Genomic DNA, 25,083 nt, shown 5'->3' with positions numbered 1-25,083 from the left:
CAAAATAAAAAAGGCCAACGCATAGCGTTGGCCTTTTTTATTGCGTGGAAATCATCTTCTGCAAAATGCTCCACGTGGAACATCGTGGTTTTTATCCATGAGAAGAAGCCGCCGCCACACTCTCCAACCGATACCCATACCCATAGATCGTCAACAGCTGCCAACCCCTGTCAGCAGTAAGCCCCAGCTTGTTGCGTAGCCGATAGATATGCGTATCCAGTGGCCGGGAGGACACCATTTCTTCATGGGTCCAGAACCGCTCATAAAGATACTCACGCGACAGCGGCCGAGCCAGATTGGCGAACAAGCAGCTCGCCAGGCGGTATTCGCGCTCGGTAAGGTTGATCGGTTTGCCTGCGCGTGTGACGGTCAACTCTGCATCGTCGAAGGTCAGGTCGTTGAAACTCTGCACTTCAGGGGTTGCCGATCTCTGCAGGCCATGCCGACGTAGAACGGCTGTCACTCGTGCCTTCAGTTCGTTAGGACGAAAGGGTTTGCTGACGTAGTCGTCGGCCCCGCTGTTCAATGCGCTGACGATATCGCTTTCGGCATCACGGCTGGTGAGCATGATGACTGCCGGTGGCGACTCCATGTGTTCACGGGTCCAGCGCAGTAAGGCAATACCGGTGATGTCGGGCAGTTGCCAGTCGAGTATCAGCAGGTCGAAGGTCTCCCGACGCAACTGACGCAGCAGGTCTTCGCCGCGCTCGAAGCAATGCAGTGTCCAGGGTTGTTCGGCGGTGCTGGGGATTTGTCGCAGTGTCTGTTCCACCCGTCGCAATTCAGCGGGTTCGTCATCCAGTATTGCGACACGCATGGGGGGGTCCTTTCTTCTTGAAGAGTACGGCAGTCGTATTGAGGGGCACGTACTGCGCAGATGCCGGTCAATGAATCTGAAGAATTGTGCTCAGGTTCGTCGACCCCTTGGATCTCTCGGTACGCTGGGATCAATAAGCGAATACGCCATTGAAAGTCTTCCATACCGATGTGGGAAAGATACCGGCTCCAGGCGTTAAGGAAAAGGATCAGCCGACGCGTGCGCTGTCGTAAACTCCTGTGCCCCGATAGTGGATGCCCTTTGGAATCCCCGCCGTTATGAACATCCAGCAGGAAATTTTTTCCACCGCGTCGAAAATGAGCTTCACTGGGCTCAACGCGTCGCTCTATCACGTACGTGTGTCGGCTTACGCCATGCAACGCCTGAGGAGGAATCGGGGGTCTATGCCATCTTCTATCGCACGCCAACAACTCAGGCGCGTTGATCCATGATGCTCTGGGGAAAGGCCGAAAAGCGCCAACCCACCCATGCCCAGCGCCTGTTCCACGGTCTGGTACGTGAGTGGTTATGGATCGGTTTGCTGCTGTTGCCAATCACTGCCTACCTCTCGATGAGTCCTGGCCTGGCCTTGAACAACCCGCTATACGACAGCCTTCGACGTCTGGCGCCCCTGCCGGTGGATCCGCGCATCCTGCTGGTGACCATCGATGACCCTAGCCTGAAGAAACTCGGCCAGTGGCCCTGGCCGCGTAGTGTGCACGCCGACCTGATCGATCGCCTGAGCGCGGCGCAGCCGGCCGGTATCCTGTTTGATGTGATCTTCAGCGAGCCCGGTAACCCGGTCAATGACAAGCGCCTGGCCGACGCGGTGTGCAACGCCGGCAACGTATTGTTGCCCTTGGCTCGTGACGATTCGGCCAGCTACAGCCAGTCTGGGGCACAAATGCTGTCACTGCTCAAATGTGCCAAGGGTGTCGGGCATATCAATGTGGAGGCGGATAGCGATGGCGTGGTCCGCAGGCTGTATATGCGGGAGGGGCCAGCCGGTGCCACGGCGCTTCAGTTAGCGTGGCTGGCTTTCGCGATGAGCGGGCAATCGGCCGAGATGCCCGGGGAACCTCTGCCATCGATCACCCAGGATTGGCACCGGGAGCATGCGGTCCGTATCCCGTTTATTGCTGCCGACACCCATTTCCCGAGCGTGTCTTATGTCAGCGTATTACGTGGTGAGGTCCCTCCCGAGCGGTTGCGGGGCCGTCTGATTCTGGTGGGGGCGACAGCGTCGGGCATGGGCGATCGCTTTGTCACCCCGCTCTCGCCTATGGCTGGTACGACCGCGGGTGTGGAGATCCAGGCCAATGTGCTCAATGGGTTGCTGCAAGGTCGAAGTATCGTGGACTTGCCCGGCTGGCTGGCCGCACTGATCGCAACGTCCCTGGTGGCGATGTTGCTGGGCCTGCTGCTCTACCGCCCACGCTATGCGCTGTGGATGACCCTGGGGTGCATGTGCATGGCCTTGGTGGGTTCAGCGGCCTTGTTGCGCCTGGGCTACTGGTGGTCGCCTGCGGCCTGCTTGATCGGTTTGCTGCTCAGCTATCTGATCTGGAACTGGCGTCGTTTGAGTGTGATCCTAGCCTACTTCGGCTGGGAATTGGCGCGCCTGGATAACGAACCCAAGGTCTTGCCCGAGCGCCGCCGTGCACCCGCCAATAAGGGTGATGTATTGCAGGGCCGTATCTTTGCCTTGGAGCAAGCCGTCAGTCGTACGCGGGACACCCGACGGTTTATGGCCGATGGGTTGGAATGCCTGCCGGTGGCGACGTTGATCACAGACACCCAGGGTAATGTCCTGTTGGCCAACCGCATCGCCCGGGAAGTGTTCGGCAATGACTTGATCAACCATAACCTTCTGGAGCAACTGGCCGACCTGGGTTATCCACCGCTGCACAATGGCGTACGCCCCCCCCTCTCGACACTGGAACTCGTTGAGTTTCGTGATATCCATCAACGCAGCCTGCGCATGGAACTTGCCCCCTTGCTGCCGGCCGAAGGGGATGTCGCGCTTGGCTGGCTGTTGAGCCTTACTGATCTGAGCAAGGAACGCGAGGCCCAGCAGCATCGGGAAACCATGCTGCGTTTCCTCTCTCACGACTTGCGTGCACCCCACTCGGCGATCCTCGCCCTGTTGGATGTGCACGGCAGTGAGTCGCCGATATTTGCCCAGATAGAGCAACAAGTACGCCGCGCCTTGAGCCTGACCGAATCATTTGTGCAACTGGCGAGGGCTGAGGCCGATGGCTACCAGTTCGAGCCTACGCTGTTCGCCATGCTGGTAATGGATGCCTTTGATCAAGTGGCCGTGATCGCCCAGCTCAAGGGGATTCACCTGGTCCACGATCTGGACGAGGCCGACGAAGGGATGGTGTCAGCCGATCAATCGCTGCTCACCCGCGCATTGTTCAATGTGCTGGAGAACGCGATCAAATATTCCCCGTCCGGTACCACTGTCCGGCTGCGACACAGCAGCGCGCAAGGCTGGCTGGAATGCCGCATCAGCGACCAGGGCCCAGGGATAGCCGCCGAGGATTTGCCTGAACTGTTCAGCCAGTACAAACGCTTTGACTCGGCCCAAGGCAGCGAAGGGCTGGGGTTGGGACTGAGCATGGTCAAGGCGGTGGTGGAGCGTCATGGGGGCCGTATCGAGTGTGAAAGCACCGTGGGCAAAGGCACCTCTTTCAGCCTGCAGCTGCCCTTGCTGGACGACGGCTAAAACGTACCTTTGTGCTGTGCATAAAAAACCGGTCTCAAGGACCGGTTTTTTAATGCGGAAAAAACTTATGCACGTTTTTTGCGGTTTTGATGGATTTGGAAATATCTAACTAAATCAACTTATTAGGAACAAAAAAAGCCAATTCGCCAACAAAGCGTACACAGGTTATCCACAGACGCTCATACCACCGGCGTCTCCACCACAATCGGCTCCGGCGGCAGGGAACCCATGGCCCGCTGCTGCGCTTCATTCCATGCCTGGGCACGGTCATTCAGCGCGGCAATGGCGCGTGGGCCTTCCCCTTCTGCGTACATTGGCTCGCCTATCACCACAGTGATGGTGCCCGCGCGTTTTGCCCAGCCCGCCTTCGGCCAGAACTTGCCAGCGTTATGCGCAATCGGCAGCACCGGCAGGTTGGCGTTGACTGCCAATGCGGTACCGCCGCGAGAGAACTTGCCTACTGTCCCAAAGGGTACCCGCGTACCTTCCGGGAAGATCAGCACCCACACGCCATCCTTGAGCAGTTCATCGCCCTTCTTGGCGACGTGCTTGAGCGCCGCCTTGGGGTTGTCACGGTCGATGGCGATCGGGCGCAACATGGCCATGGCCCAGCCGAAGAACGGCACGTACAACAGCTCGCGCTTGAGCACCTGGCTCAATGGCGAGAAGTAAGCCGAGAGGAAGAAGGTCTCCCAGGTGCTCTGGTGGTTCGACAGAATCACACACGGCTGGTCCGGTACGTTTTCAGCGCCCTTGATCTCGAAGCGAATGTTCAGGAACACCTTGGTCAGCCACAACGCGCAGCGGCACCAATAGACGTTGATAAAGCGATAGCGCGCCTTGAACGGCAGGAACGGCGCAATAAAAAAGCTCAGGGTGCACCAGAGAAACGAACTGGTGCCCAGCAGCAGGTAAAAGAAAAAGGTTCTGATGGCCTGCAAAATCGACATGGCGGCATTTACCGTTGCGGGACATGGCCCGCCTGTTAAAAGCGCACTCCCGAACAGTCCTTGGTCAGGAAGTCGAGGGCGGCTAGTTGTTGATAAGTTCTGCGGCAACCGCCGCCAGATCGTCAAAAATCAAGGTGCCTACCGGCAGGTTTTTCGCCTGGGTCTTTTCGCCTTTCCCGGTCTTTACCAAAACTGGCTGAGAGTCGACGGCTTTGGCCGCCTCCAGGTCACCGAGGCTGTCCCCGACGAACCATATCCCAGCCAAGGGCACCTTGTAATGTTCTGCAATGATTTTCAACATGCCAGGCTTGGGTTTGCGGCAATCGCATCCCTCATCCGGCCCGTGAGGGCAATACACCACCAGCCCCACCTCACCGCCCTGCTCCGCCACCAGCGTGCGCAAGCGCGCGTGCATGGCGTCCAGGGTGGCGATGTCGTAATAGCCGCGGGCGATGCCGGACTGGTTGGTGGCGATGGCCACCGTCCAGCCGGCTTTGCTCAACTGCGCGATGGCCTCGATCGAACCGGGCAGTGGAATCCATTCCGCCACCGACTTGATGTAAGCGTCGGAGTCGTAGTTGATCACCCCGTCCCGATCGAGAATCAGCAGTTTCAACATGGTCAGCTCAGCGTCGAAATGTCAGCGATGTTGACGAACAAGCCACGCAGACGCGCCAGCATGGCGTAGCGGTTTTTCCGCACGCCGGCATCTTCGGCATTGATCATCACCGCTTCGAAGAACGCATCCACCGGCTCACGCAAGGTCGCCAGGCGCGCCAGGGCTTCGGCGTAATTGCGTTCGGCGATCAGCGGCTTCACCGCGTTCTCTGCCTTGGCAATGGCAGAATTCAGCGAGAACTCCTTGGCGTCGGCGAACAGGCCTGGGTCGACATCGGCGTTGCCCAGGCCTTCGGCCTTGCTCAGCAGGTTCGACACACGCTTGTTCACGGCGGCCAGGGCATCGGCTTCGGGCAGCTTGCGGAACGCCTGTACGGCTTGTACGCGTTGATCGAAGTCCAGTGCCGAACCCGGTTGCAGGGCACGTACCGACAGGTAGACGGAAACGTCCACGCCTTCGTCTTCATAACGCGCACGCAGGCGGTCGAACACGAACTCCAGCACTTGCTCGGCCAGGCCGGCTTGCTTGACCTTGCCACCGAACTGGCCGACCGCGAACACCACGGCCTGGGTCAGGTCGAGGTCGAGCTTCTTGTCGATCAGGATACGCAGCACGCCGAGGGCCGCGCGACGCAGGGCATACGGGTCTTTGCTACCAGTAGGCAGCATGCCGATACCGAAGATACCGACGAGGGTATCCAGCTTGTCGGCGATGGCCACGGCCGCACCGGTCAGGGTGGTCGGCAGCTCGGCGCCGGCACCGCGCGGCATGTACTGCTCGTTCAGCGCCAGCGCGACATCGTCCGCCTCGCCATCGTTGAGGGCGTAGTAGTAACCGGCAACGCCCTGCATCTCCGGGAACTCGCCGACCATTTCGGTGGCCAGGTCGCACTTGGACAGCAAGCCTGCACGCGCAGCCCAGGCGGCATCACCGCCGATGCGTGGGGCAATGTAGGCCGCCAGCTTGGAAACGCGCACGGCCTTGTCGTAGACGCTGCCGAGTTTTTCCTGGAACACCACGTTCTGCAGGCGCAGGTTGAAGTCTTCCAGCTTTTGCTTCTTGTCTTGCTTGAAGAAGAACTCGGCGTCAGTCAGGCGCGGACGCACGACCTTCTCGTTACCGGCGATGATCTGCTGCGGGTCCTTGCTTTCGATGTTGGCCACGGTGATAAAGCGCGGCAGCAACTTGCCGTCCACGTCCAGCAGGCAGAAATACTTCTGGTTGTCCTGCATGGTGGTGATCAGCGCTTCCTGCGGCACATCGAGGAAACGTTCTTCGAACGAGCACACCAGCGGCACCGGCCATTCAACCAGCGCGGTCACTTCGTCGAGCAGGCTTGGCGGCACGATGGCGGTGCCTTCCTGCAGGCGGGCGAGTTCTTCGGTGCGCTTGCTGATCAGCTCGCGACGCTCGTTGGCATCGGCCAGCACGTAGGCAGCACGCAGATCGGCGGCATAGTTAGCCGGCGAAGTGATGCGCACCGCTTGTGGATGGTGGAAGCGATGGCCACGGGAATCACGGCCAGCTTTCTGGGCGAGGATGGTGCAATCGATGACCTGGTCACCGAGCAGCATCACCAGCCACTGGGTCGGGCGTACGAACTCTTCCTTGCGCGCGCCCCAGCGCATGCGCTTGGGAATCGGCAGGTCGTTCAGGGAGTCTTCGACGATGGTCGGCAACAGGCTGGCGGTGGGCTTGCCTGTGATGACCTGGCTGAAACGCAGTTTCGGACCGCTCTGGTCGATCTCGCTCAGCTCCACACCGCACTTCTTGGCGAAGCCCAGTGCGGCTTGGGTCGGGTTGCCTTCGGCGTCGAAAGCCGCCTGGCGTGGCGGGCCGTCGAGGTTGATGCTGCGGTCCGGCTGCTGGGTTTCCAGCGCGGTCAGCAACACGGCCAGGCGGCGCGGCGCGGCGTAGACTTTCTTCGCTTCAAACTTCAGGCCGGCGCTCTGCAGGCCTTTTTCGATACCGGCCAGGAACGCATCGGCCAGGGTATTGAGTGCCTTGGGTGGCAGCTCTTCGGTGCCCAGTTCAACCAGGAAATCTTGAGCACTCATTGTGCAGCCTCCAGCTTAGCCAACACTTCATCACGCAGGTCCGGGGTGGCCATCGGGAAGCCCAGCTTGGCGCGAGCCAGCAGGTAGGCTTGGGCGACGGAACGCGCCAGGGTGCGTACACGCAGGATGTATTGCTGGCGCGCGGTTACCGAGATGGCACGGCGGGCGTCCAGCAGGTTGAAGGTATGGGAGGCCTTCAACACCATTTCATAGCTCGGCAACGGCAGCGGCTGGTCGAGTTCGATCAGGCGCTTGGCTTCGCTTTCATAGAAGTCGAACAGTTCGAACAGCTTGTCGACGTTGGCGTGTTCGAAGTTGTAGGTCGATTGCTCCACTTCGTTCTGGTGGAACACATCGCCATAGGTCACTTTGCCGAACGGGCCGTCAGCCCACACCAGGTCGTAGACCGAATCCACGCCCTGCAGGTACATGGCCAGGCGCTCGAGGCCGTAGGTGATCTCGCCGGTCACCGGGTAGCACTCGATGCCACCGGCCTGTTGGAAGTAGGTGAACTGGGTGACTTCCATGCCATTGAGCCAGACTTCCCAGCCCAGGCCCCAGGCGCCGAGGGTGGGCGACTCCCAGTTGTCTTCGACGAAACGGATGTCGTGCACCAGCGGGTCGAGGCCCACGTGCTTGAGCGAGCCCAGGTACAGTTCCTGGAAGTTGTCCGGGTTCGGCTTCAGGACTACCTGGAACTGATAGTAGTGCTGCAGACGGTTCGGGTTTTCGCCGTAGCGGCCGTCAGTCGGGCGACGACTGGGCTGCACATAAGCGGCGTTCCAGGTTTCCGGGCCGATGGCCCGCAGGAATGTAGCGGTGTGGAAAGTGCCGGCGCCTACTTCCATATCGTAGGGCTGAAGTACCACACAACCTTGCTCGGCCCAGTATTGCTGGAGGGCGAGGATCAAGTCTTGGAAGGTACGCACGGCTGGCGTAGGCTGGCTCACGAAATTCACCTGTTACTTGGGCTGCGATTTAAAGAGCGGGAGTATACCCGATTCGGCCGCGCCACCATCCCCTGGAGCCTTATGCCACGCTGCTTTTGGTGTTCTGAAGATCCGCTGTACATGGCTTATCACGATCAGGAGTGGGGAACGCCGCTGCGCGATGCGCAGGGTTTGTTCGAGTTGCTTTTGCTCGAAGGGTTCCAGGCGGGCCTGTCCTGGATCACCGTTTTACGCAAACGCGAGCATTATCGAAAGGTCTTGTTTGGTTTTGATGCCCGGCGTCTGGCACAGCTGACCGATGCCGAGATCGAAGCGCTGATGCTTGACCCTGGCATTGTGCGTAACCGCCTCAAGCTCAACGCCACCCGGCGCAACGCCGCAGCCTGGCTGGCGCTTGAAGATCCGGTGGGGTGGCTCTGGTCGTTTGTCGGCGGCGTGCCCAAGGTCAACCATTTCAAGGACCGCAGCGAAGTGCCGGCGATTACGCCGGAGGCTGAAGCCATGAGCAAAGCACTCAAGAAAGCCGGCTTCACCTTTGTCGGCCCGACCATCTGTTACGCGTTCATGCAGGCCTCGGGCATGGTCATGGACCATACCCAGGACTGCGACCGTTACGCGGACTTGGTCAACGCCGGTTAGAATGGCGGCTTTGCGCACCACACACGATCAGGAGTGACCTGTGGAAAAGTTTAAAGGCGCCTTGCTGGTAGGCGCTCTTCGGTTGTTTGCCCTATTGCCCTGGCGCGCGGTTCAAGCGGTCGGCACGGCCATCGGCTGGATCATGTGGAAAACCCCTAACCGCTCCCGTGACACGGTGCGGATCAACCTCTCTAAATGCTTCCCGGACATGGACCCCGACGCGCGCGAGCGCCTGGTTGGTCAGAGCCTGAAGGACATCGGCAAGTCCCTGACCGAAAGCGCCTGCGCCTGGATCTGGCCGGCCCAGCGCTCCATCGACCTGGTGCGTGAAGTCGAAGGCCTCGAGGTGCTGCACGAAGCCCTGGCCTCGGGCAAAGGTGTGGTCGGCATCACCAGCCACCTGGGCAACTGGGAGGTGTTGAACCACTTCTATTGCAGCCAGTGCAAACCGATCATTTTTTACCGTCCGCCCAAGCTCAAGGCGGTGGATGAATTGCTGCGCAAGCAGCGCGTACAACTGGGTAACCGCGTGGCGGCGTCCACCAAGGAAGGCATCCTCAGTGTGATCAAGGAAGTGCGCAAAGGCGGCCAGGTGGGTATTCCGGCCGACCCGGAGCCCGCGGAGTCCGCCGGGATCTTCGTGCCGTTCTTCGCCACCCAGGCGCTCACCAGCAAGTTCGTGCCGAACATGCTCGCCGGCCACAAGGCCGTGGGGGTGTTCCTGCATGCGCTGCGGCTGCCGGACGGTTCGGGCTACAAAGTGATCCTGGAAGCGGCGCCGGAAGACATGTACAGCACCGACACCGCCACCTCCTGCGCGGCGATGAGCAAAGTGGTGGAGCGTTATGTCGGCGCCTACCCGAGCCAGTACATGTGGAGCATGAAGCGCTTCAAGAAACGCCCGCCGGGTGAAGAGCGGTGGTACTGACCCACTGCTGACTAAATGTGGGAGGGGGATTGCCCCGATAGCGGTGGTTCAGTCAACTATGCATTGGCTGACACACTGCTATCGGGAGCAAGCCCCCTCCCACATTTTCGATCTGCTTAGCTTTGGCGGTCGAGTTTCTTCAGGAACACCGTCATTTCTTTCTCGGCCTGCTTGTCGCCATGGGCCTGGGCCGCTTCGATGCCCTTCTCCCACGCCTGTCGCGCCGCGGCGTTATCACCCTGCCCCAGCTGCGCCTTGCCCAACAACTTCCACGCCGCCGAATACTTCGGATCGAACTCGACGCATTTGTGCAAATGCTCCGCCGCCTTGGCATTGTCCTTCAGGTCCAGATAACCCTTGCCCAACCCAAAGCGCAGCAGGGAATTATCCACACCCTTGGCGAGCATTTTTTCCAGGGATTCGAGCATGTCAGTCACTCCGGTTGATCAGAAAAAGCTCAATCCCACGTGGAACAGCTTCTCCACATCGCGGATATGTTTTTTATCCACCAGGAACAGGATCACGTGGTCACCCGTGGCGATCACTGTGTCGTCGTGGGCGATGATCACTTCCTCATCACGAATGATTGCGCCAATGGTGGTGCCCGGCGGCAGGCCTATATCGCGGATGGCCTTGCCGATCACTTTGCTCGACTTCGAATCACCGTGGGCAATCGCTTCGATGGCCTCCGCCGCGCCCCGGCGCAGGGAGTGCACGCTGACGATATCGCCACGGCGCACGTGGGCAAGCAAGGTGCCGATGGTGGCCAGTTGCGGGCTGATGGCGATGTCGATATCGCCGCCCTGGATCAGGTCGACATAGGCCGGGTTGTTGATGATGGTCATGACCTTCTTGGCCCCCAGCCGCTTGGCCAGCAAGGACGACATGATGTTGGCCTCGTCATCGTTGGTCAGGGCCAGGAAGATATCCGCGTCGGCGATGTTTTCTTCCATCAGCAGGTCGCGGTCCGAGGCACTGCCTTGCAGTACGACCGTGCTGTCCAGGGTGTCGGACAAATGCCGGCAGCGTGCCGGGCTCATCTCGATGATTTTCACCTGGTAGCGACTCTCGATCGCTTCGGCCAGGCGCTCGCCAATCTGCCCGCCGCCGGCGATGACGATGCGTTTGTAGCTCTCATCGAGCCGACGCATTTCACTCATGACGGCACGAATATTCGCTTTGGCAGCGATGAAGAATACTTCGTCATCGGCCTCGATCACCGTATCGCCCTGGGGCAGGATCGGCCGGTCACGTCGGAAAATCGCGGCTACGCGGGTTTCCACATTCGGCATGTGTTCACGCAGTTGACGCAATTGCTGACCCACCAGCGGTCCACCGTAGTAGGCCTTCACCGCCACCAGTTGCGCCTTGCCGCCGGCGAAGTCGATCACCTGCAAGGCGCCCGGGATTTCGATCAGGCGCTTGATGTAGTGGGTGACGACCTGTTCCGGGCTGATCAGAACGTCCACGGGGATGGCGTCGTTATCGAACAGGCCGGCGCGGGTCAGGTAGGCGGCTTCACGCACCCGGGCGATCTTGGTCGGGGTGTGGAACAGGGTGTGGGCGACCTGGCAGGCGACCATATTGGTCTCGTCGCTGTTGGTGACCGCGACCAGCATGTCGGCGTCGTCGGCACCCGCCTGACGCAGCACGGTGGGAAACGACGCCCGGCCTTGTACGGTGCGGATATCCAGGCGGTCGCCCAGGTTGCGCAGGCGCTCGGCATCGGTGTCGACCACGGTGATGTCATTGGCTTCACTGGCCAAATGTTCGGCCAGTGTGCCGCCAACCTGCCCTGCTCCAAGGATGATGATTTTCATCCGGTCACTCCCTTAAACCCGTTCAGCCGCGCGCGGCGGCGATCTTGATCAGTTTGGCGTAGTAGAAACCATCATGCCCGCCTTCCTGCGCGAGTAACTGGCGGCCATGGGGCTGCTTGATACCAGCTGCCGTGGCGAGGTCCAGTTCCCGCGCGCCGCTGGTGCGGGCGAGAAAGGCTTCGATCACCTCGGTGTTTTCGGTGGGCAAGGTGGAGCAGGTGGCGTAAAGCAGGATGCCGCCGACTTCGAGGGTCGGCCACAGTGCGTCGAGCAGTTCGCCTTGCAGCACCGCCAGGGCGGTGATGTCGTCGGGTTGGCGGGTGAGCTTGATGTCCGGGTGACGGCGGATCACACCGGTGGCGGAACACGGCGCGTCAAGCAGGATGCGTTGGAACGGTTTGCCGTCCCACCAGGTGGCGGTGTCGCGGCCGTCGGCAGCGATCAGCTCGGCGCTGAGGCCCAGGCGTGCGAGATTCTCCCGTACACGCACCAGACGCTTGGCTTCCAGATCGACCGCCACTACACCGGCCAGGTCCTTTTCAACTTCGAGGATGTGACACGTCTTACCGCCTGGAGCACAGCAGGCGTCCAGTACACGCTGACCGGGAGCCAGGTCGAGCAGGTCGGCGGCCAGTTGCGCGGCTTCATCCTGCACACTGATCCACCCTTCGGCAAAGCCCGGCAGGCTGCGCACGTCGGTGGCCGCTTCCAGCACAATGCCGTCGCTGCTGTACACGCAGGGCGTAGCGTTAATACCTGCGCTCGTCAGCAAGTGCAGATACGCATCACGGCGGTGATGGCGGCGGTTGACCCGCAGGATCATCGGTGGGTGCGCGTTGTTGGCCGCGCAAATGGCTTCCCATTGCTCGGGCCAGAAGGCCTTCAGGGATTTTTGCAGCCAGCGCGGGTGAGCGGTGCGCACCACCGGGTCATGTTCCAACTCGGCCAGCAGCGCTTCGCTTTCGCGCTGGGCGCGGCGCAGTACCGCATTGAGCAGGGCCTTGGCCCAGGTTTTTTTCAGCTTGTCGGCGCAACCGACGGTTTCACCGATGGCGGCGTGGGCCGGCACGCGGGTGTAGAGCAGCTGATAGAGACCGACCAGCAGCAGCGCCTCGACATCAGCATCGGCCGCCTTGAACGGTTTTTGCAGCAGCTTGGCTGCCAGCGCCGACAACCGTGGTTGCCAGCGGGCGGTGCCGAAGGCCAGGTCCTGGGTGAAACCACGATCGCGGTCTTCGACCTTGTCCAACTGCGTGGGCAGCGAACTGTTCAGCGAAGCCTTGCCGTTGAGTACGGCGGCCAGGGCCTTGGCGGCGGCCAGACGTGGGTTCATTGGGTTGCCACCCCGAGGATCGTGCCCAGGGAAAATTTCTCACGGCGACTGTTGTACAAATCGCTGAAACTAAGCGCCTTGCCACCGGGCAATTGCAGACGGGTCAGGCACAGCGCCTGTTCGCCGCAAGCGACCAGCAGCCCCTCCTTGCTGGCACCGATGATTTCACCGGGTGTGCCTTTGCTGTCGACCAAGGTCGCGGCCAACACTTTCAAGGCCTCGCCATTGAGGGTGCTGTGGCAGATCGGCCACGGGTTGAAGGCACGCACCAGGCGTTCCAGCTCCACAGCCGGGCGGCTCCAGTCGATGCGGGCTTCGTCCTTGTTCAGCTTGTGGGCGTAGGTGGCCAGGCTGTCGTCCTGCACCTCACCTTGCAGGGTTCCGGCAGCGAGACCGGCAATGGCCTGGATCACGGCGGGCGGGCCCATCTCGGCGAGGCGGTCGTGCAGGCTGCCACCGGTGTCTTGGGCCGTGATCGGAGTGGTGACCTTGAGCAGCATCGGGCCGGTGTCCAAACCCGCCTCCATGCGCATCACCGTCACGCCGCTTTCGCTGTCGCCTGCCTCCACGGCACGCTGGATCGGCGCCGCACCGCGCCAGCGTGGCAGCAGTGAGGCGTGGCTGTTGATACAGCCCAGGCGTGGAATATCCAGCACGACCTGGGGCAGGATCAAACCGTAGGCCACCACCACCAGCAAGTCCGGTTGCAGCGCCGCCAGTTCAGCCTGGGCCTCGGCGTTGCGCAGGGTCGGCGGTTGCAGCACGGGGATGTTGTGCTCAAGCGCCAACTGCTTGACCGGGCTCGGCATCAGTTTTTGCCCGCGACCGGCCGGGCGATCCGGCTGGGTGTACACCGCGACGATGTCATAAGGGCTGGCAAGCAGGGCCTTGAGGTGTTCGGCGGCAAATTCAGGCGTGCCGGCAAAAACAATGCGCAATGGCTCGGTCATGGGAGGTCTCGGTTAAAAGCAGTCACAAAAGAAAAAGGCTTGCCGCAGCAAGCCTTTGGAAGGAGGGCATCAAGCTTGCTGGCGATGCTTTTTTTCCAGCTTCTTCTTGATCCGGTCGCGTTTGAGCGTGGACAGGTAATCGACAAACAGCTTGCCATTGAGGTGGTCGCATTCGTGCTGGATGCACACGGCCAGCAGGCCTTCGGCAATCAGTTCGAACGGTTTGCCGTCGCGGTCGAGGGCCTTGATCTTCACGCGCAGCGGGCGCTCGACGTTCTCGTAGAACTCCGGTACCGAGAGGCAGCCTTCCTGGTATTCGCCCATCTCGTCGGTCAACGGTTCGAACTCGGGGTTGATATACACCCGCGGTTCGCTGCGATCTTCCGACAGGTCCATGACCACGACGCGCAGATGCACGTTGACCTGGGTGGCGGCGAGGCCGATACCAGGCGCTTCATACATTGTTTCAAACATGTCATCGACCAGCTGACGAACCTTGTCGTCCACTACGGCCACCGGCTTGGCGATTGTGCGCAGGCGCGAGTCGGGGAATTCGAGGATGTTCAAAATAGCCATAAGCGTAATTGCTGCACATGTGAGGTAAAGGCAAATCGGCAGTGGGAATGGACCCATACGGCCGGTGTGAAACGCCCGAAAGCCGCGAAGGCCCTGGCATTTCACGCGAACGCACATAATAAAGGAGATTCACCCCATGAGGAAATCGCTACTTATCCCCCCATTTCGAGACTGCCCCTCGACCGTAATAAATAGCCTGCTAAATAAGTTACCAACAGAGTTATCCACAGCTTGTTCCGGTCAAGGATGATCAGATGCTTTCGAAAAACTGCAATGAAATTTCCCCTTCAGAACTGGAAGCCCGCCTACGCCTGCACAGGCTGCCGGAGGTAGGCCCGAAGCGTTTTAGGTTGTTGATCGAAGCGTTCGGCAGCGCTTCAAAGGCCATCGGTGCCCCGGCCAGCGCGTGGCGCTCCTTGGGGTTGTCACCCATCAGCGCCGATGCCCGCCGTAGCCATGAGATCCGCGACGGCGCCAGTGAGGCGTTGGCCTGGTTGGAACGTCCGGACCAGCATTTGCTGATGTGGGACCAACCTGAGTACCCGGCACTGCTCGCCCAGATAGATGATGCCCCGCCGCTTTTATTTGTCGCCGGCGACCCCGGGATCCTGGAAAAACCGCAACTGGCGATGGTCGGCAGCCGCCGTGCATCCCGCCCCGGCATGGACACGGCCGCCGCATTTTCCCGCAGCCTGGCGAGCGCCGGTTTTGTCATCACCAGTGGCCTTGCGCTGGGAATCGACGGTGCGGCCCATCAAGCCGCTTTGGATGTGGGGGGTCATACAATCGGCGTACTCGGCACGGGCCTGGAAAATCTTTATCCACAGCGCCATCGACGGCTTGCGGCGGCGATGATTGCCCAAGGCAGCGCAGTGGTTTCCGAGTTTCCGCTGGACGCCGCGCCCCAGGCCGGTAACTTCCCCCGGCGCAACCGCATCATCAGCGGCCTGTCCCTGGGCGTGCTGGTGGTGGAGGCCAGCATGGCCAGCGGCTCGCTGATCACTGCCAAGCTCGCGGCCGAGCAAGGGCGCGAGGTGTATGCAATCCCGGGCTCCATCCATCATCCCGGGGCCAAGGGGTGTCACCAGTTGATCCGTGATGGTGCGATGCTGGTGGAAACCATTGAACACATCCTCGAAGGCTTGCGTGGTTGGCAGGCATTGTCGCGCCCGGCGCCGATGCCTGTGATACATCCGTTGGTGGCGCTGTTGCACGCGGCGCCCCATACCAGCGAAGCCCTGGCGCTGGTCAGTGGGCGGCCGTTGGCCCAGGTGTTGGCGACCCTCACGGAGTTGGAACTTGAAGGCCTGGTGATCTGCGAAAGCGGGCGCTGGCTTGCGCGTGGCCAGCTTTTGTAGCGGCCAGCTTTTTGGAACTAGGTTTTGTAAAGAAGATCGGTAAACTGCCCAGAGCTTTAGTCCGGAGAGTAAACAATGGTCAACAGGTGGCGTGTGCTGGAAGCCGCACGAGAAATTCGCGCAGGTGCGGTGATTGCCTATCCAACCGAAGCGGTCTGGGGCCTGGGTTGCGATCCATGGAACGAAGAGGCGGTGGATCGGCTGCTGGCGATCAAGAACCGTTCGGTGGACAAGGGCCTGATCCTGGTGGCAGACAATATTCGCCAATTCGACTTTCTGTTCGAAGACTTCCCGGATACCTGGATCGAACGCATGGCCAGCACCTGGCCCGGACCGAATACGTGGCTGGTGCCGCATCAGGATTTGTTGCCGGAATGGGTCATCGGTGTGCACGACACGGTGGCGCTACGGGTGAGCGATCATCCGCTGGTACGGGACTTGTGCGCGCTGGTGGGACCGTTGATTTCCACCTCAGCCAACCCCCAGGGCCGCCCGGCGGCGCGCACGCGGATTCGTGTGGAGCAGTACTTTCGCGGGCAGGTGGATCTGGTTCTGGGTGGTGCCCTGGGTGGGCGCAAGAACCCGAGCCTGATTCGCGATTTGGCAACGGGTGAGGTGGTGCGGCCTTCCTGAGACCGCGTCGCGCCTATCGGGGGGCAAGTGGAATCGTTGCACCGCCCCCGAAGAGGCCCTCAAGGCAACAGAATGGTCGACCCAGTGGTACGCCGCCCCGACAACTCCGTCTGTGCCTTCGCCGCGTCCGCCAGCGAATACCGCTGGTTGATATCAATGCGCACCTTGCCGCTCTTGATCATCGAAAACAGATCATCCGCCATCACCTGCAAGTTCGCCGGATTGTTGGCGTAGGTCGCCAGGGTCGGCCGTGTCACGTACAGCGAGCCTTTGGCCGCGAGTATCCCCAGGTTCACCCCATCCACCGCGCCCGACGCGTTGCCAAAGCTCACCACCAGGCCACGTGGCGCCACGCTGTCCAATGAGGTCAGCCAGGTGTCTTTGCCGACGCCGTCGTAGACCACAGGCACCTTTTTGCCGTCTGTCAATTCCAGCACGCGCTGTGCGACATTTTCCTTGCTGTAGTCGATGGTTTCCCACGCGCCGAGAGATTTGGCCAGGGCGGCTTTTTCTGGCGAGCTCACGGTACCGATGAGCTTCACGCCCAGTGCCTTGGCCCATTGGCAGGCCAGGGAGCCCACGCCACCGGCGGCGGCGTGGAACAGGATGGTCTCGCCACCTTTGAGCTCATAGGTCTGGCGCAGCAGGTATTGCACGGTCAGGCCCTTGAGCATGGCGCCGGCGGCTTGTTCGAAGCTGATGTCGTCCGGCAGGTGTACCAGGTTGGCGGCAGGCAGCACGTGCAATTCGCTGTAGGCCCCGAGTGGGCCGCTGCCGTAGGCCACGCGATCGCCGACTTTAAATTGCGTGACTTCGCTGCCCACCGCATCAACCACCCCGGCGCCTTCTGCGCCCAGCCCCGATGGCAGGGCCGGCGGCGCGTAAAGGCCACTGCGGAAATAGGTATCGATGAAATTCAGGCCAATCGCCTCGTTACGCACTCGAACCTGCTGCGGGCCCGGCTCTGCCGGTGTGTAGTCCACATATTCAAGTACGTCGGGGCCTCCATGGGCGCTGAACTGGATACGTTTGGCCATCTGCACTTCTCCTGAGGTCGAATTCGCGTAGCCCCCTATCGGACTCCTAAGCTTGATCTTCGTCAACTGTGGCGCTCCTAAGTGCAGTGCTATCTGCAGTGCTATCTAAGCGCAGTGGTATCCTGTGCGCCCTTTTGCCGCCGACGCCCTGTGGCTTCGCGTAGCTTTGCCCGATTCAAGGTGATGTCATGACTACTCGCACCGAGGCTGTCAAAGCCTACCTGCTCGACCTGCAAGACCGCATTTGCAGCGCCCTGGAAACCTTCGAGACGGACACTCGCTTTATCGAAGACGCCTGGACCCGGCCTGCCGGCGGCGGCGGTCGCACCCGTGTGATCGAGAACGGCTCGGTCATCGAAAAGGGCGGCGTTAACTTTTCCCACGTGTTCGGCAGCGGCCTCCCACCGTCAGCCAGTGCGCATCGCCCCGAGCTGGCCGGTCGCGGGTTTGAAGCCCTGGGCGTCTCGCTGGTGATTCATCCGCACAACCCACACGTGCCGACGTCCCACGCCAACGTGCGTTTTTTCATCGCCGAAAAAGAAGGCGAAGAGCCGGTGTGGTGGTTCGGTGGCGGCTTCGACCTCACGCCCTACTACGGCAACGAAGAAGACTGCATTCACTGGCACCGCGTGGCCGAGCAGGCCTGCGCGCCGTTTGGCCCGGACGTTTACTCGCGCTACAAGGCCTGGTGCGATACCTACTTCCACATCAAGCACCGCAACGAGCCCCGTGGTATCGGCGGCCTGTTCTTCGACGACTTGAACGAGTGGGACTTCGACACCTGCTTCGCCTTCATCCGCGCCATCGGCGACGCCTACATCGACGCCTACCTGCCGATCGTGCAACGTCGCAAAGCCAGCGCGTATACCGAACAGCAACGCCAGTTCCAGGAATTCCGTCGCGGCCGCTACGTTGAATTCAACCTGGTCTACGACCGTGGCACCCTGTTCGGCCTGCAATCGGGCGGGCGTACCGAGTCGATCCTGATGTCGCTGCCGCCCCAGGTGCGCTGGAGCTACGACTGGAAAGCCGAGGCCGGCAGCGAAGAAGCACGCCTAACCGACTACTTCCTGCAAGACCGCGATTGGCTGGGCATCGCCGCGCCCAAGGCGGCTGTTTGATGGATCGTTATGTGGTGTTCGGCAACCCCATCGGCCACAGCAAGTCGCCGCTGATTCACCGTATGTTCGCCGAGCAGACTGGCGAACAACTGGACTACAGCACCTTGCTCGCGCCCCTGGAGGATTTCACCGGCTGTGCCCGTGAGTTTTTCCAACAGGGCCGAGGTGCCAACGTCACCGTGCCGTTCAAGGAAGACGCCTATCGCCTGGCCAACAGCCTCACCGAACGCGCCCAGCGCGCCGGGGCGGTGAACACCTTGAGCAAACTCGCTGACGGCACGTTGCTCGGCGACAACACCGACGGCGCCGGCCTGGTGCGTGACCTGGCGGTAAACGCCGGCTTGAATCTGCAAGGCAGACGCATCCTGTTGCTGGGCGCGGGTGGCGCGGTAAGGGGCGCGTTGGAGCCGTTGCTGGCTGAACGTCCCGCTTCGTTGATCATCGCCAACCGCACCGTGGAAAAAGCCGAATTGCTCGCCGAGCTGTTCGACGACCTGGGCCCGGTGTCCGCCAGTGGTTTCGACTGGCTGCGTGAGCCGGTGGACGTGATCATCAATGCCACGTCCGCCAGCCTGTCAGGCGATGTACCGCCGATTGCCGGCAGCCTGATCGAACCGGGCAAGACGTTTTGCTACGACATGATGTACGCCAAGGAACCGACTGCGTTCTGCCGTTGGGCCAGTGAGCAAGGCGCAGCCGTGGCGATGGATGGCCTGGGCATGCTGGTGGAGCAGGCGGCCGAAGCGTTCTTTCTGTGGCGTGGTGTTCGTCCGGATTCGGCGCCGGTGTTGGCTGAACTGCGCCGGCAGTTGGCGCAGTAATCAATCTTCAAACTGGATGGGGCATTTATCGGCCCCCTCCAGTTTTTTCAACTCGTCCACCACCTGCGGCCTGGCGCGGCGCAATGTCAGGCTACGGCCCAGCCCGCTTAAACGACGCGCCTCCTGGTGCAGCATCTCCACCCCGGAATAGTCGATAAAGTTGATCTGCTGCGCCTCGATCACCACCCGTTCACCCTGCAAGCTTTGCAGGCGTACTTGCAGGTAATGGCTGGCGCCAAAGAAGATCGACCCACCGACGCGCAACACATCCTCTTCCCCATCACGCCATTGCTGTACCCGTGGCTGCGACGTGCGCTTAAGGTAGAAAAACAACGACGCCAACACCCCCGCATAAATCGCCGTTTGCAACTCCAGCAACAAGGTGGCGACACAGGTCAGGCTCATCACTACGAACTCTGCGCGGCTCACGCGGAACAACGCACGAATACCCCGACGATCCACCAGGCCCCAGGAAATCAGCAAGATGCTGGCGGCCATGCTCGGGATCGGAATATGTGCGATCAATGCGGCGCCAAACAGCGCAAACAATGCCACCCATACTGCGGAAAACACCCCGGCCAACGGCGAACAGGCGCCCGACTCATAGCTGAGGCCGGAGCGGGTGAACGACCCTGCCGACAGATACCCGGAGAAAAATCCGCCAACGATATTGGATAAACCCTGGGCGCGAACTTCCTGGTTGGCATCGAGCAATTGTTGCGAACGGGCCGACAGCGAACGGGCAATCGACAGGCTGGTCACCAGCCCCAGCATGCCCACCGCAACGGCGCTGGGCAGCAGGCGCAGGATCATGTCCGGATCCAGCGGCAGCGGGCTGAACGGTGGCAGCTTGCCGATAAACGAACTGACGAGCGCCACATGCCCGAACATCGCCGGCCATAGCCACGTTGCCAGGCTACCCAGGGTCAGTGCGATCAGTAGCGTTGGCCAGCGAGGCACAAGGTATTTGAGCAACGCGCCCACCAGCAAAGTACCGAGTCCAAGGGCGAGGGAGGCGTGGTCCCACTCGCCAGCGTGGTCGATCAGCGCCAGCAGGCTATTGATCGCTGTGGCCTGGCTCGGTAAATCCAGGCCAAGCAGATTGGGCAGCTGCCCGAGGGCGATCACCACGGCGGCACCGAGGGTGAAACCCAGCACCACCGAATGCGAGACGAAGTTCACCAGCGCGCCAAAACGCAGCATGCCCAGCAGCCACTGGAATACCCCGGCGAGGAATGTCAGCAACAGGATCAGGGTGATGTAGTCCTGAGACCCCGGCACGGCCAACGGGCTGACGCTGGCGTACAGCACGATGGAAATCGCTGCCGTGGGGCCACAGATCAGGTGCCAGGATGAACCCCACAGGCAGGCGATCAACACCGGGATGATGGCGGCATACAGACCGTACTCCGGTGGGAGACCGGCGATCAGCGCGTAGGCAATCGACTGGGGCAGCGCGAGCACGGCACCGCTGAGGCCGACCAGCGCGTCCCGGCCGACGCTGGCGCGGGTTTGACGCGGGAGCCAGCGGAGGAAGGGGAAGAGTGTATGGCGGTTGGGCCGGGGCATTTATAACTCGGCTGAAAAGGTTTGACTCAGGGTATCAGTACACACTGGTCCTTGTGGGAGGGGGCTTGCTCCCGATATAGGTGGACCCGTCTAAATCTCTCTGACTGGCACTCCGCTATCGGGAGCAAGCCCCCTCCCACATTGGAATAGCGCAAGGCCCTAGAGTTTGGCCTTTACTGCCGGCAACGCGTCCTTGCCATCCACGGTTTTCACACCGTCGAGCCATTTGTCCAATACAGCCGGGTTCGCCTTGATCCACGCCTTCGCCGCGTCGGCATTGCTGACCTTGTTGTTGGCCACCTCAGCCATGATGCTGTTCTCCATCTCCTGGGTGAAACTCAGGTTGGTCAACAGTTTGCCAACGTTAGGGCAGGCCTGCGCATACCCTTTGCGGGTCAAGGTATACACACTGCCGGTGTCACCGAAGTATTTCTCGCCGCCTTTGAGATAGTGCATTTTCAGTTGCACGTTCATCGGGTGCGGTGTCCAGCCGAGGAAGGTGACGAATTTCTGCTTCTTCACCGCCCGTGACACTTCCGCCAGCATTGCCTGCTCGCTGGACTCGATCAGCTTCCACTGGCCAAGGTCGAAGTCATTCTTCTTGATGATCTCCTGCAGCGAGATATTCGCCGGCGCGCCCGAGCCGATGCCGTAGATCTTCTTGTCGAACTTGTCGGCGAATTTGTTCAAGTCGGCAAAGTCATGCACCCCGGCATCCCACACATAATCCGGCACGGCGAGAGTGAACTCGGTGCCGTCGAGGTTCTTCGCCAACTGCACCACATCGCCGTTGGCCACGAACTTGTCGTAGAAGCCCTGCTGCGCCGGCATCCAGTTACCCAGGAACACATCCACCTGGCCGTCCTTGAGCCCGCCGAAGGTGATCGGCACCGCCAGGGTGTCGACCTTGGCCTTGTAGCCCATGCCGTTCAGCAGGAAACCGGTAATGGCGTTGGTGGCGGCAATGTCGCTCCAGCCTGGATCGGCCATCTTCACGGTCTCACAGCGGGTGTCCGCATACGCATTGGCACTACTTAGCACCAACATGCCCACTACTGCAGTTAACTTTTGCATGGCCTTCCCTCTGTATTTATTGGTTTTGGCAGGGTTGTGGATAACGTGCCTTGCGCTCCAGGTCGTCGAGGTCGATATGGTTGCGCATGTATTGCTGACTGGCGTCCACCAGTGGCTGGTGATCCCAGCTCTTCAGCTTGCCTTGGGTCAGCGCCTCGAATACCAGGCGACGACGGCGTTGGCTGGCGAGCACCTGCTGGTGGATCGCCGGGATGTCCCACTTGGCCCGCGCCTCATTCAAAAACGCCTCGAACAGTGGCCGGTGTTCCGGTGACTGGCTGAGGTCTTCCCGCTCGTGCGGGTCGTTGTGCACATCGAACAGTAGACAAGGGTCGTCTTCGCTGTAGATGAATTTGTAGGCGCCACGGCGAATCATCATCAATGGGCTGATGGTGCCTTCGGCCATGTATTCGCCAAAGACTTCGTCATGCCCGCCCTGCCCCTGCAAGTGCGGGACCAGCGAGCGGCCGTCCAGGGGCAGGCGCGGGTCCAGCTCGCCGCCGGCCAGTTCCACCAGGGTCGGCAGCAGGTCGGCGGTGGACACTGCCTGGGTTACGCGGCCCGGCGCAAATTGCCCCGGCGCACTGACCAGCAGCGGCACGCGGGCGGCCATTTCAAACCAGTGCATTTTGTACCAGAGGCCGCGTTCACCGAGCATGTCGCCGTGGTCGCCGGAGAAAATGATGATGGTGTCGTCGGCCAGGCCGGTGTCTTCCAGGGTCTGCAGCAGCTTGCCGACATTGCTGTCGATGTAGCTGCACGCGCCGAAGTAGGCGCGGCGGGCGTCGCGAATCTTATCCACAGGCAGCGGCTTGTCCCACAGGTCATAGACCTTGAGCAGACGCTGGGAATGCGGGTCGAGATCTTCCTGGTTCGGCGTTGCAGGTAAAGGGATGTCGTTGTCGTCGTACAGGTCCCAGAACGGCTTGGGAATGGTGTACGGGTCGTGGGGATGGGTCATCGACACGGTCAAGCAGAACGGCTGGTCACCGTCTTCGCGGATGTGGTCGAACAGGTACTGCTGGGCCTTGAACACCACCTCTTCGTCGAAATCCAGCTGGTTGGTACGCACGCACGGGCCGGCTTGCAGCACCGAGGACATGTTGTGGTACCAGGTGGGGCGTACGTCCGGCTCATCCCAATTCACTGCCCAGCCATAGTCGGCGGGGTAGATGTCGCTGGTCAGGCGTTCTTCATAGCCATGCAGTTGGTCGGGGCCGCAGAAGTGCATCTTGCCCGACAGCGCGGTGCGATAACCCAGGCGCCGCAGGTAGTGGGCATAGGTCGGCACATCGGCGGGAAAATCCGCCGCGTTGTCGTAGGCGCCGATCTTGCTCGGCAATTGGCCGCTGACCAGGGTGAAGCGGGAGGGGGCACACAGCGGGCTGTTGCAATAGGCCGCGTCGAACACCACGCCCTGTGCGGCGAGGCGGCCCAAATTCGGCAGCTTGATGGAGGAAGGTCCGTAGAACGGCAGCATCGGCGCGGCCATTTGATCGGCCATGATGAAAAGAATGTTCTTGCGCTTCATGGGTCTTCGGCATTCCATAGGCAGTGTTTATGCGAATGAGCATGCAGCCCATGTAAAATGGGGTAAAGCCCATGACGAGCAATGTCTAGGATAAGCGCAGCTTATGTATGAAGCCCTTGGAGACCTGTCCCTCGACCTGCTACGCGCATTCGAGGCGGCCGCGCGCCATCGCAGCTTTACCGCCGCTGCGATGGAGCTGGGTACCACTCAGCCGGCGATCAGCCAGCAGATCAAGCGCCTTGAAGAACAACTGACGATCCGCCTGTTTGACCGCATCTATCGGGGCATCGAACTGACCGACGCCGGCGCCCTGCTGTTCGAGCATGTGCAAGGCGGTTTGCAGAACATCAACCAGGGCCTCAGTGTGATTACCCAGCAGGACCAGCACGAAGTGCTGCAAGTGGCCACAGACTTTGCGTTCGCCGCCTATTGGCTGATGCCGCGCCTGCATCGCTTCCACGCCGCCAACCCGCAGGTGGACGTGAGCCTGGTGACCAGCGAGCGCAACCACGCGACACTGCGCAGTGACATCGATGTGGCAGTGCTGTTTGGCGATGGCCGCTTCAAGCAGGGCGACAGCCTTTGGCTGTTCAACGAGGAAGTGTTCCCGGTGTGCAGCCCGCAATGGCTCAAGGAGCAGGCCAGGCCTTTGACTGTGCACACCTTGCCCGACTACCCGTTGCTGCACCTGCGCCAGGAAAACAACAGCCAGTGGTTCGACTGGAGTGGTGTATTCCGCGAGCTGGGTATCACCGCCGCACCCACGCCCGGCCAGCTGCGATTCGACAACTACACCTTATTGATCCAGGCAGCGATTGCCGGCCAAGGGGTGGCGATCGGCTGGCGCCATTTGGTGGATAACCTGCTGGAACAGAACTGGTTGTGCCGACCGATCGGCAACACGGTGATTTCGCGCTTTGGCTATTACGTGGTGCAGCCCCAGCGCAAGCGGCGTGGGCAGTTGGTCGAACGTTTCGTCGACTGGTTGCAGGCAGAACAGGCCAGCAGCGCGCAGTCCCTGACCGGACTGGCCCTGCCATCGATTGCGGTCTAGGATTTGCCGCACATTGGATCCGGAGTCCGTCATGCAACGTATCAAGGGCTACCATGCCCATATCTACTTTGACGCCAGCACCATCGACCAGGCGCGCACCCTATGTGAAGACGGCGCGAAACTGTTCCCGCTGCGCATGGGCCGTGTGCATGAACGGCCCGTAGGCCCGCACCCGGACTGGAGCTGCCAGCTGGCGTTCGATGCCGAATACATTGGCGTGGTGCTGCCGTGGCTGGCGCTGCATCGCAATGGGCTGGTGGTGTTCCTGCACCCCGAAACCGGCGATGAGCTGAAGGATCACACCGATCACGCGATCTGGATGGGTGCGATGCGCGAGCTGGACCTGTCGGTTTTTTAACCTCCCCTTATCAGATAAAAACCGCCCCTTCCCGCAGTAAAAGGCGAGGAAGTTGTAGGATTTATCTTGTCTTGTCTCAATATATGGGACTGTTATTTATATATTGAGATATTGCCGGCCATAGGTTTATATTCGCCCATCTGCTTTTTTCAGCACC

Annotated in this window: 23 protein-coding genes; 9 read left to right on the top strand and 14 right to left on the bottom strand. The window is 60.9% G+C overall.

Annotated features, from left to right (window positions below):
- Window positions 1-91: 91 nt before the first annotated feature.
- Window positions 92-817, bottom strand: coding sequence for a response regulator transcription factor (locus V3W40_RS16200; protein ID WP_027608161.1), 726 nt, complete (start codon window positions 815-817; stop codon window positions 92-94).
- Between the two features lie 448 nt (window positions 818-1,265).
- Here V3W40_RS16200 and V3W40_RS16195 point away from each other — a divergent pair, with 448 nt between their 5' ends.
- On the top strand, window positions 1,266-3,548 hold the full coding sequence (locus V3W40_RS16195) for a CHASE2 domain-containing protein (RefSeq protein ID WP_330215323.1): 2,283 nt from the start codon (window positions 1,266-1,268) through the stop codon (window positions 3,546-3,548).
- Between the two features lie 179 nt (window positions 3,549-3,727).
- Here the strand turns inward: V3W40_RS16195 and V3W40_RS16190 are convergent, their stop codons facing one another.
- The 4 genes from V3W40_RS16190 to glyQ form a co-directional block, all read right to left on the bottom strand.
- Window positions 3,728-4,498, bottom strand: a complete 771-nt coding sequence (locus V3W40_RS16190; RefSeq protein ID WP_065926814.1) for a lysophospholipid acyltransferase family protein — start codon at window positions 4,496-4,498, stop codon at window positions 3,728-3,730.
- A gap of 82 nt (window positions 4,499-4,580) precedes the next feature.
- Entirely contained in the window at window positions 4,581-5,117 is a 537-nt protein-coding gene (gmhB, locus tag V3W40_RS16185) for a D-glycero-beta-D-manno-heptose 1,7-bisphosphate 7-phosphatase (RefSeq protein WP_162494271.1), read from the bottom strand.
- Between the two features lie 2 nt (window positions 5,118-5,119).
- Window positions 5,120-7,174 (bottom strand): glycine--tRNA ligase subunit beta, encoded by a 2,055-nt coding sequence (gene glyS, locus V3W40_RS16180; RefSeq protein WP_141156367.1) that lies wholly within the window; start codon window positions 7,172-7,174, stop codon window positions 5,120-5,122.
- Window positions 7,171-8,124 (bottom strand): glycine--tRNA ligase subunit alpha, encoded by a 954-nt coding sequence (gene glyQ / locus V3W40_RS16175; protein WP_003187265.1) that lies wholly within the window; start codon window positions 8,122-8,124, stop codon window positions 7,171-7,173. Before glyQ ends, glyS begins: the two co-directional genes overlap by 4 nt.
- An 81-nt stretch (window positions 8,125-8,205) precedes the next feature.
- Here glyQ and V3W40_RS16170 point away from each other — a divergent pair, with 81 nt between their 5' ends.
- Window positions 8,206-8,763 carry a DNA-3-methyladenine glycosylase I gene (locus tag V3W40_RS16170; protein ID WP_092488128.1) on the top strand — a complete coding sequence of 186 codons (558 nt, stop codon included), beginning with the start codon at window positions 8,206-8,208 and terminating at the stop codon, window positions 8,761-8,763.
- A gap of 40 nt (window positions 8,764-8,803) precedes the next feature.
- Window positions 8,804-9,691, top strand: coding sequence for a lysophospholipid acyltransferase (locus V3W40_RS16165; RefSeq protein ID WP_330215322.1), 888 nt, complete (start codon window positions 8,804-8,806; stop codon window positions 9,689-9,691).
- Window positions 9,692-9,807: 116 nt separating this feature from the next.
- On the opposite strand, the gene V3W40_RS16160 is transcribed toward V3W40_RS16165, so the two are convergent.
- From V3W40_RS16160 to def, 5 genes are all read right to left on the bottom strand, one after another.
- On the bottom strand, window positions 9,808-10,119 hold the full coding sequence (locus V3W40_RS16160) for a tetratricopeptide repeat protein (RefSeq protein WP_065926817.1): 312 nt from the start codon (window positions 10,117-10,119) through the stop codon (window positions 9,808-9,810).
- Window positions 10,120-10,137: 18 nt separating this feature from the next.
- Window positions 10,138-11,511, bottom strand: coding sequence for a Trk system potassium transporter TrkA (trkA, locus tag V3W40_RS16155; RefSeq protein WP_027608153.1), 1,374 nt, complete (start codon window positions 11,509-11,511; stop codon window positions 10,138-10,140).
- Window positions 11,512-11,533: 22 nt separating this feature from the next.
- Entirely contained in the window at window positions 11,534-12,844 is a 1,311-nt protein-coding gene (gene rsmB, locus V3W40_RS16150) for a 16S rRNA (cytosine(967)-C(5))-methyltransferase RsmB (RefSeq protein WP_065946449.1), read from the bottom strand.
- A complete protein-coding gene (gene fmt, locus V3W40_RS16145; RefSeq protein ID WP_330215321.1) occupies window positions 12,841-13,794 on the bottom strand; it encodes a methionyl-tRNA formyltransferase in 954 nt (317 codons plus the stop codon). The genes rsmB and fmt overlap by 4 nt, the downstream gene beginning before the upstream one ends.
- A 69-nt stretch (window positions 13,795-13,863) precedes the next feature.
- Window positions 13,864-14,370 (bottom strand): peptide deformylase, encoded by a 507-nt coding sequence (gene def / locus V3W40_RS16140; protein WP_005783383.1) that lies wholly within the window; start codon window positions 14,368-14,370, stop codon window positions 13,864-13,866.
- A gap of 254 nt (window positions 14,371-14,624) precedes the next feature.
- Here def and dprA point away from each other — a divergent pair, with 254 nt between their 5' ends.
- Together dprA and V3W40_RS16130 are read left to right on the top strand one after the other, a co-directional pair.
- Complete coding sequence (gene dprA, locus V3W40_RS16135; RefSeq protein ID WP_137211755.1) at window positions 14,625-15,728, top strand: DNA-processing protein DprA; 1,104 nt, start codon at window positions 14,625-14,627, stop codon at window positions 15,726-15,728.
- 75 nt (window positions 15,729-15,803) lie between these two features.
- Window positions 15,804-16,361 (top strand): L-threonylcarbamoyladenylate synthase, encoded by a 558-nt coding sequence (locus V3W40_RS16130; RefSeq protein WP_330215320.1) that lies wholly within the window; start codon window positions 15,804-15,806, stop codon window positions 16,359-16,361.
- 59 nt (window positions 16,362-16,420) lie between these two features.
- Here V3W40_RS16130 and V3W40_RS16125 read toward each other — a convergent pair whose 3' ends face one another.
- Window positions 16,421-17,398 (bottom strand): quinone oxidoreductase family protein, encoded by a 978-nt coding sequence (locus V3W40_RS16125; RefSeq protein ID WP_065926821.1) that lies wholly within the window; start codon window positions 17,396-17,398, stop codon window positions 16,421-16,423.
- 188 nt (window positions 17,399-17,586) lie between these two features.
- Here V3W40_RS16125 and hemF point away from each other — a divergent pair, with 188 nt between their 5' ends.
- Window positions 17,587-18,519: an oxygen-dependent coproporphyrinogen oxidase gene (gene hemF, locus V3W40_RS16120; RefSeq protein WP_065926822.1), complete on the top strand. Its 933-nt coding sequence runs from the start codon at window positions 17,587-17,589 to the stop codon at window positions 18,517-18,519.
- Entirely contained in the window at window positions 18,519-19,340 is an 822-nt protein-coding gene (aroE, locus tag V3W40_RS16115; RefSeq protein ID WP_065946452.1) for a shikimate dehydrogenase, read from the top strand. The genes hemF and aroE overlap by 1 nt, the downstream gene beginning before the upstream one ends.
- Here aroE and V3W40_RS16110 read toward each other — a convergent pair whose 3' ends face one another.
- The 3 genes from V3W40_RS16110 to betC all read right to left on the bottom strand — a co-directional run bounded on the left by V3W40_RS16110 (window position 19,341) and on the right by betC (window position 23,514).
- On the bottom strand, window positions 19,341-20,909 hold the full coding sequence (locus V3W40_RS16110) for a SulP family inorganic anion transporter (protein WP_065926824.1): 1,569 nt from the start codon (window positions 20,907-20,909) through the stop codon (window positions 19,341-19,343). It lies immediately after the preceding gene.
- 159 nt (window positions 20,910-21,068) lie between these two features.
- On the bottom strand, window positions 21,069-21,983 hold the full coding sequence (gene choX, locus V3W40_RS16105; RefSeq protein ID WP_065926825.1) for a choline ABC transporter substrate-binding protein: 915 nt from the start codon (window positions 21,981-21,983) through the stop codon (window positions 21,069-21,071).
- A gap of 16 nt (window positions 21,984-21,999) precedes the next feature.
- On the bottom strand, window positions 22,000-23,514 hold the full coding sequence (betC, locus tag V3W40_RS16100; RefSeq protein WP_330215319.1) for a choline-sulfatase: 1,515 nt from the start codon (window positions 23,512-23,514) through the stop codon (window positions 22,000-22,002).
- A 103-nt stretch (window positions 23,515-23,617) separates the two neighbouring features.
- Between betC and V3W40_RS16095 the strand changes: the two genes are divergently transcribed.
- Both V3W40_RS16095 and V3W40_RS16090 read left to right on the top strand, forming a co-directional pair.
- A complete protein-coding gene (locus tag V3W40_RS16095; RefSeq protein WP_137211759.1) occupies window positions 23,618-24,568 on the top strand; it encodes a choline sulfate utilization transcriptional regulator in 951 nt (316 codons plus the stop codon).
- 31 nt (window positions 24,569-24,599) lie between these two features.
- Entirely contained in the window at window positions 24,600-24,926 is a 327-nt protein-coding gene (locus tag V3W40_RS16090) for a DOPA 4,5-dioxygenase family protein (RefSeq protein ID WP_027608141.1), read from the top strand.
- Window positions 24,927-25,083: the final 157 nt, after the last annotated feature.

Source organism: Pseudomonas sp. AM8, from assembly GCF_036346475.1.
GTDB classification, from domain to species: Bacteria; Pseudomonadota; Gammaproteobacteria; order Pseudomonadales; family Pseudomonadaceae; genus Aquipseudomonas; species Aquipseudomonas marginalis.
The sequence above is the reverse complement of the archived record's forward strand: the minus strand, read 5'-3'. Positions and strand labels throughout refer to the sequence as shown.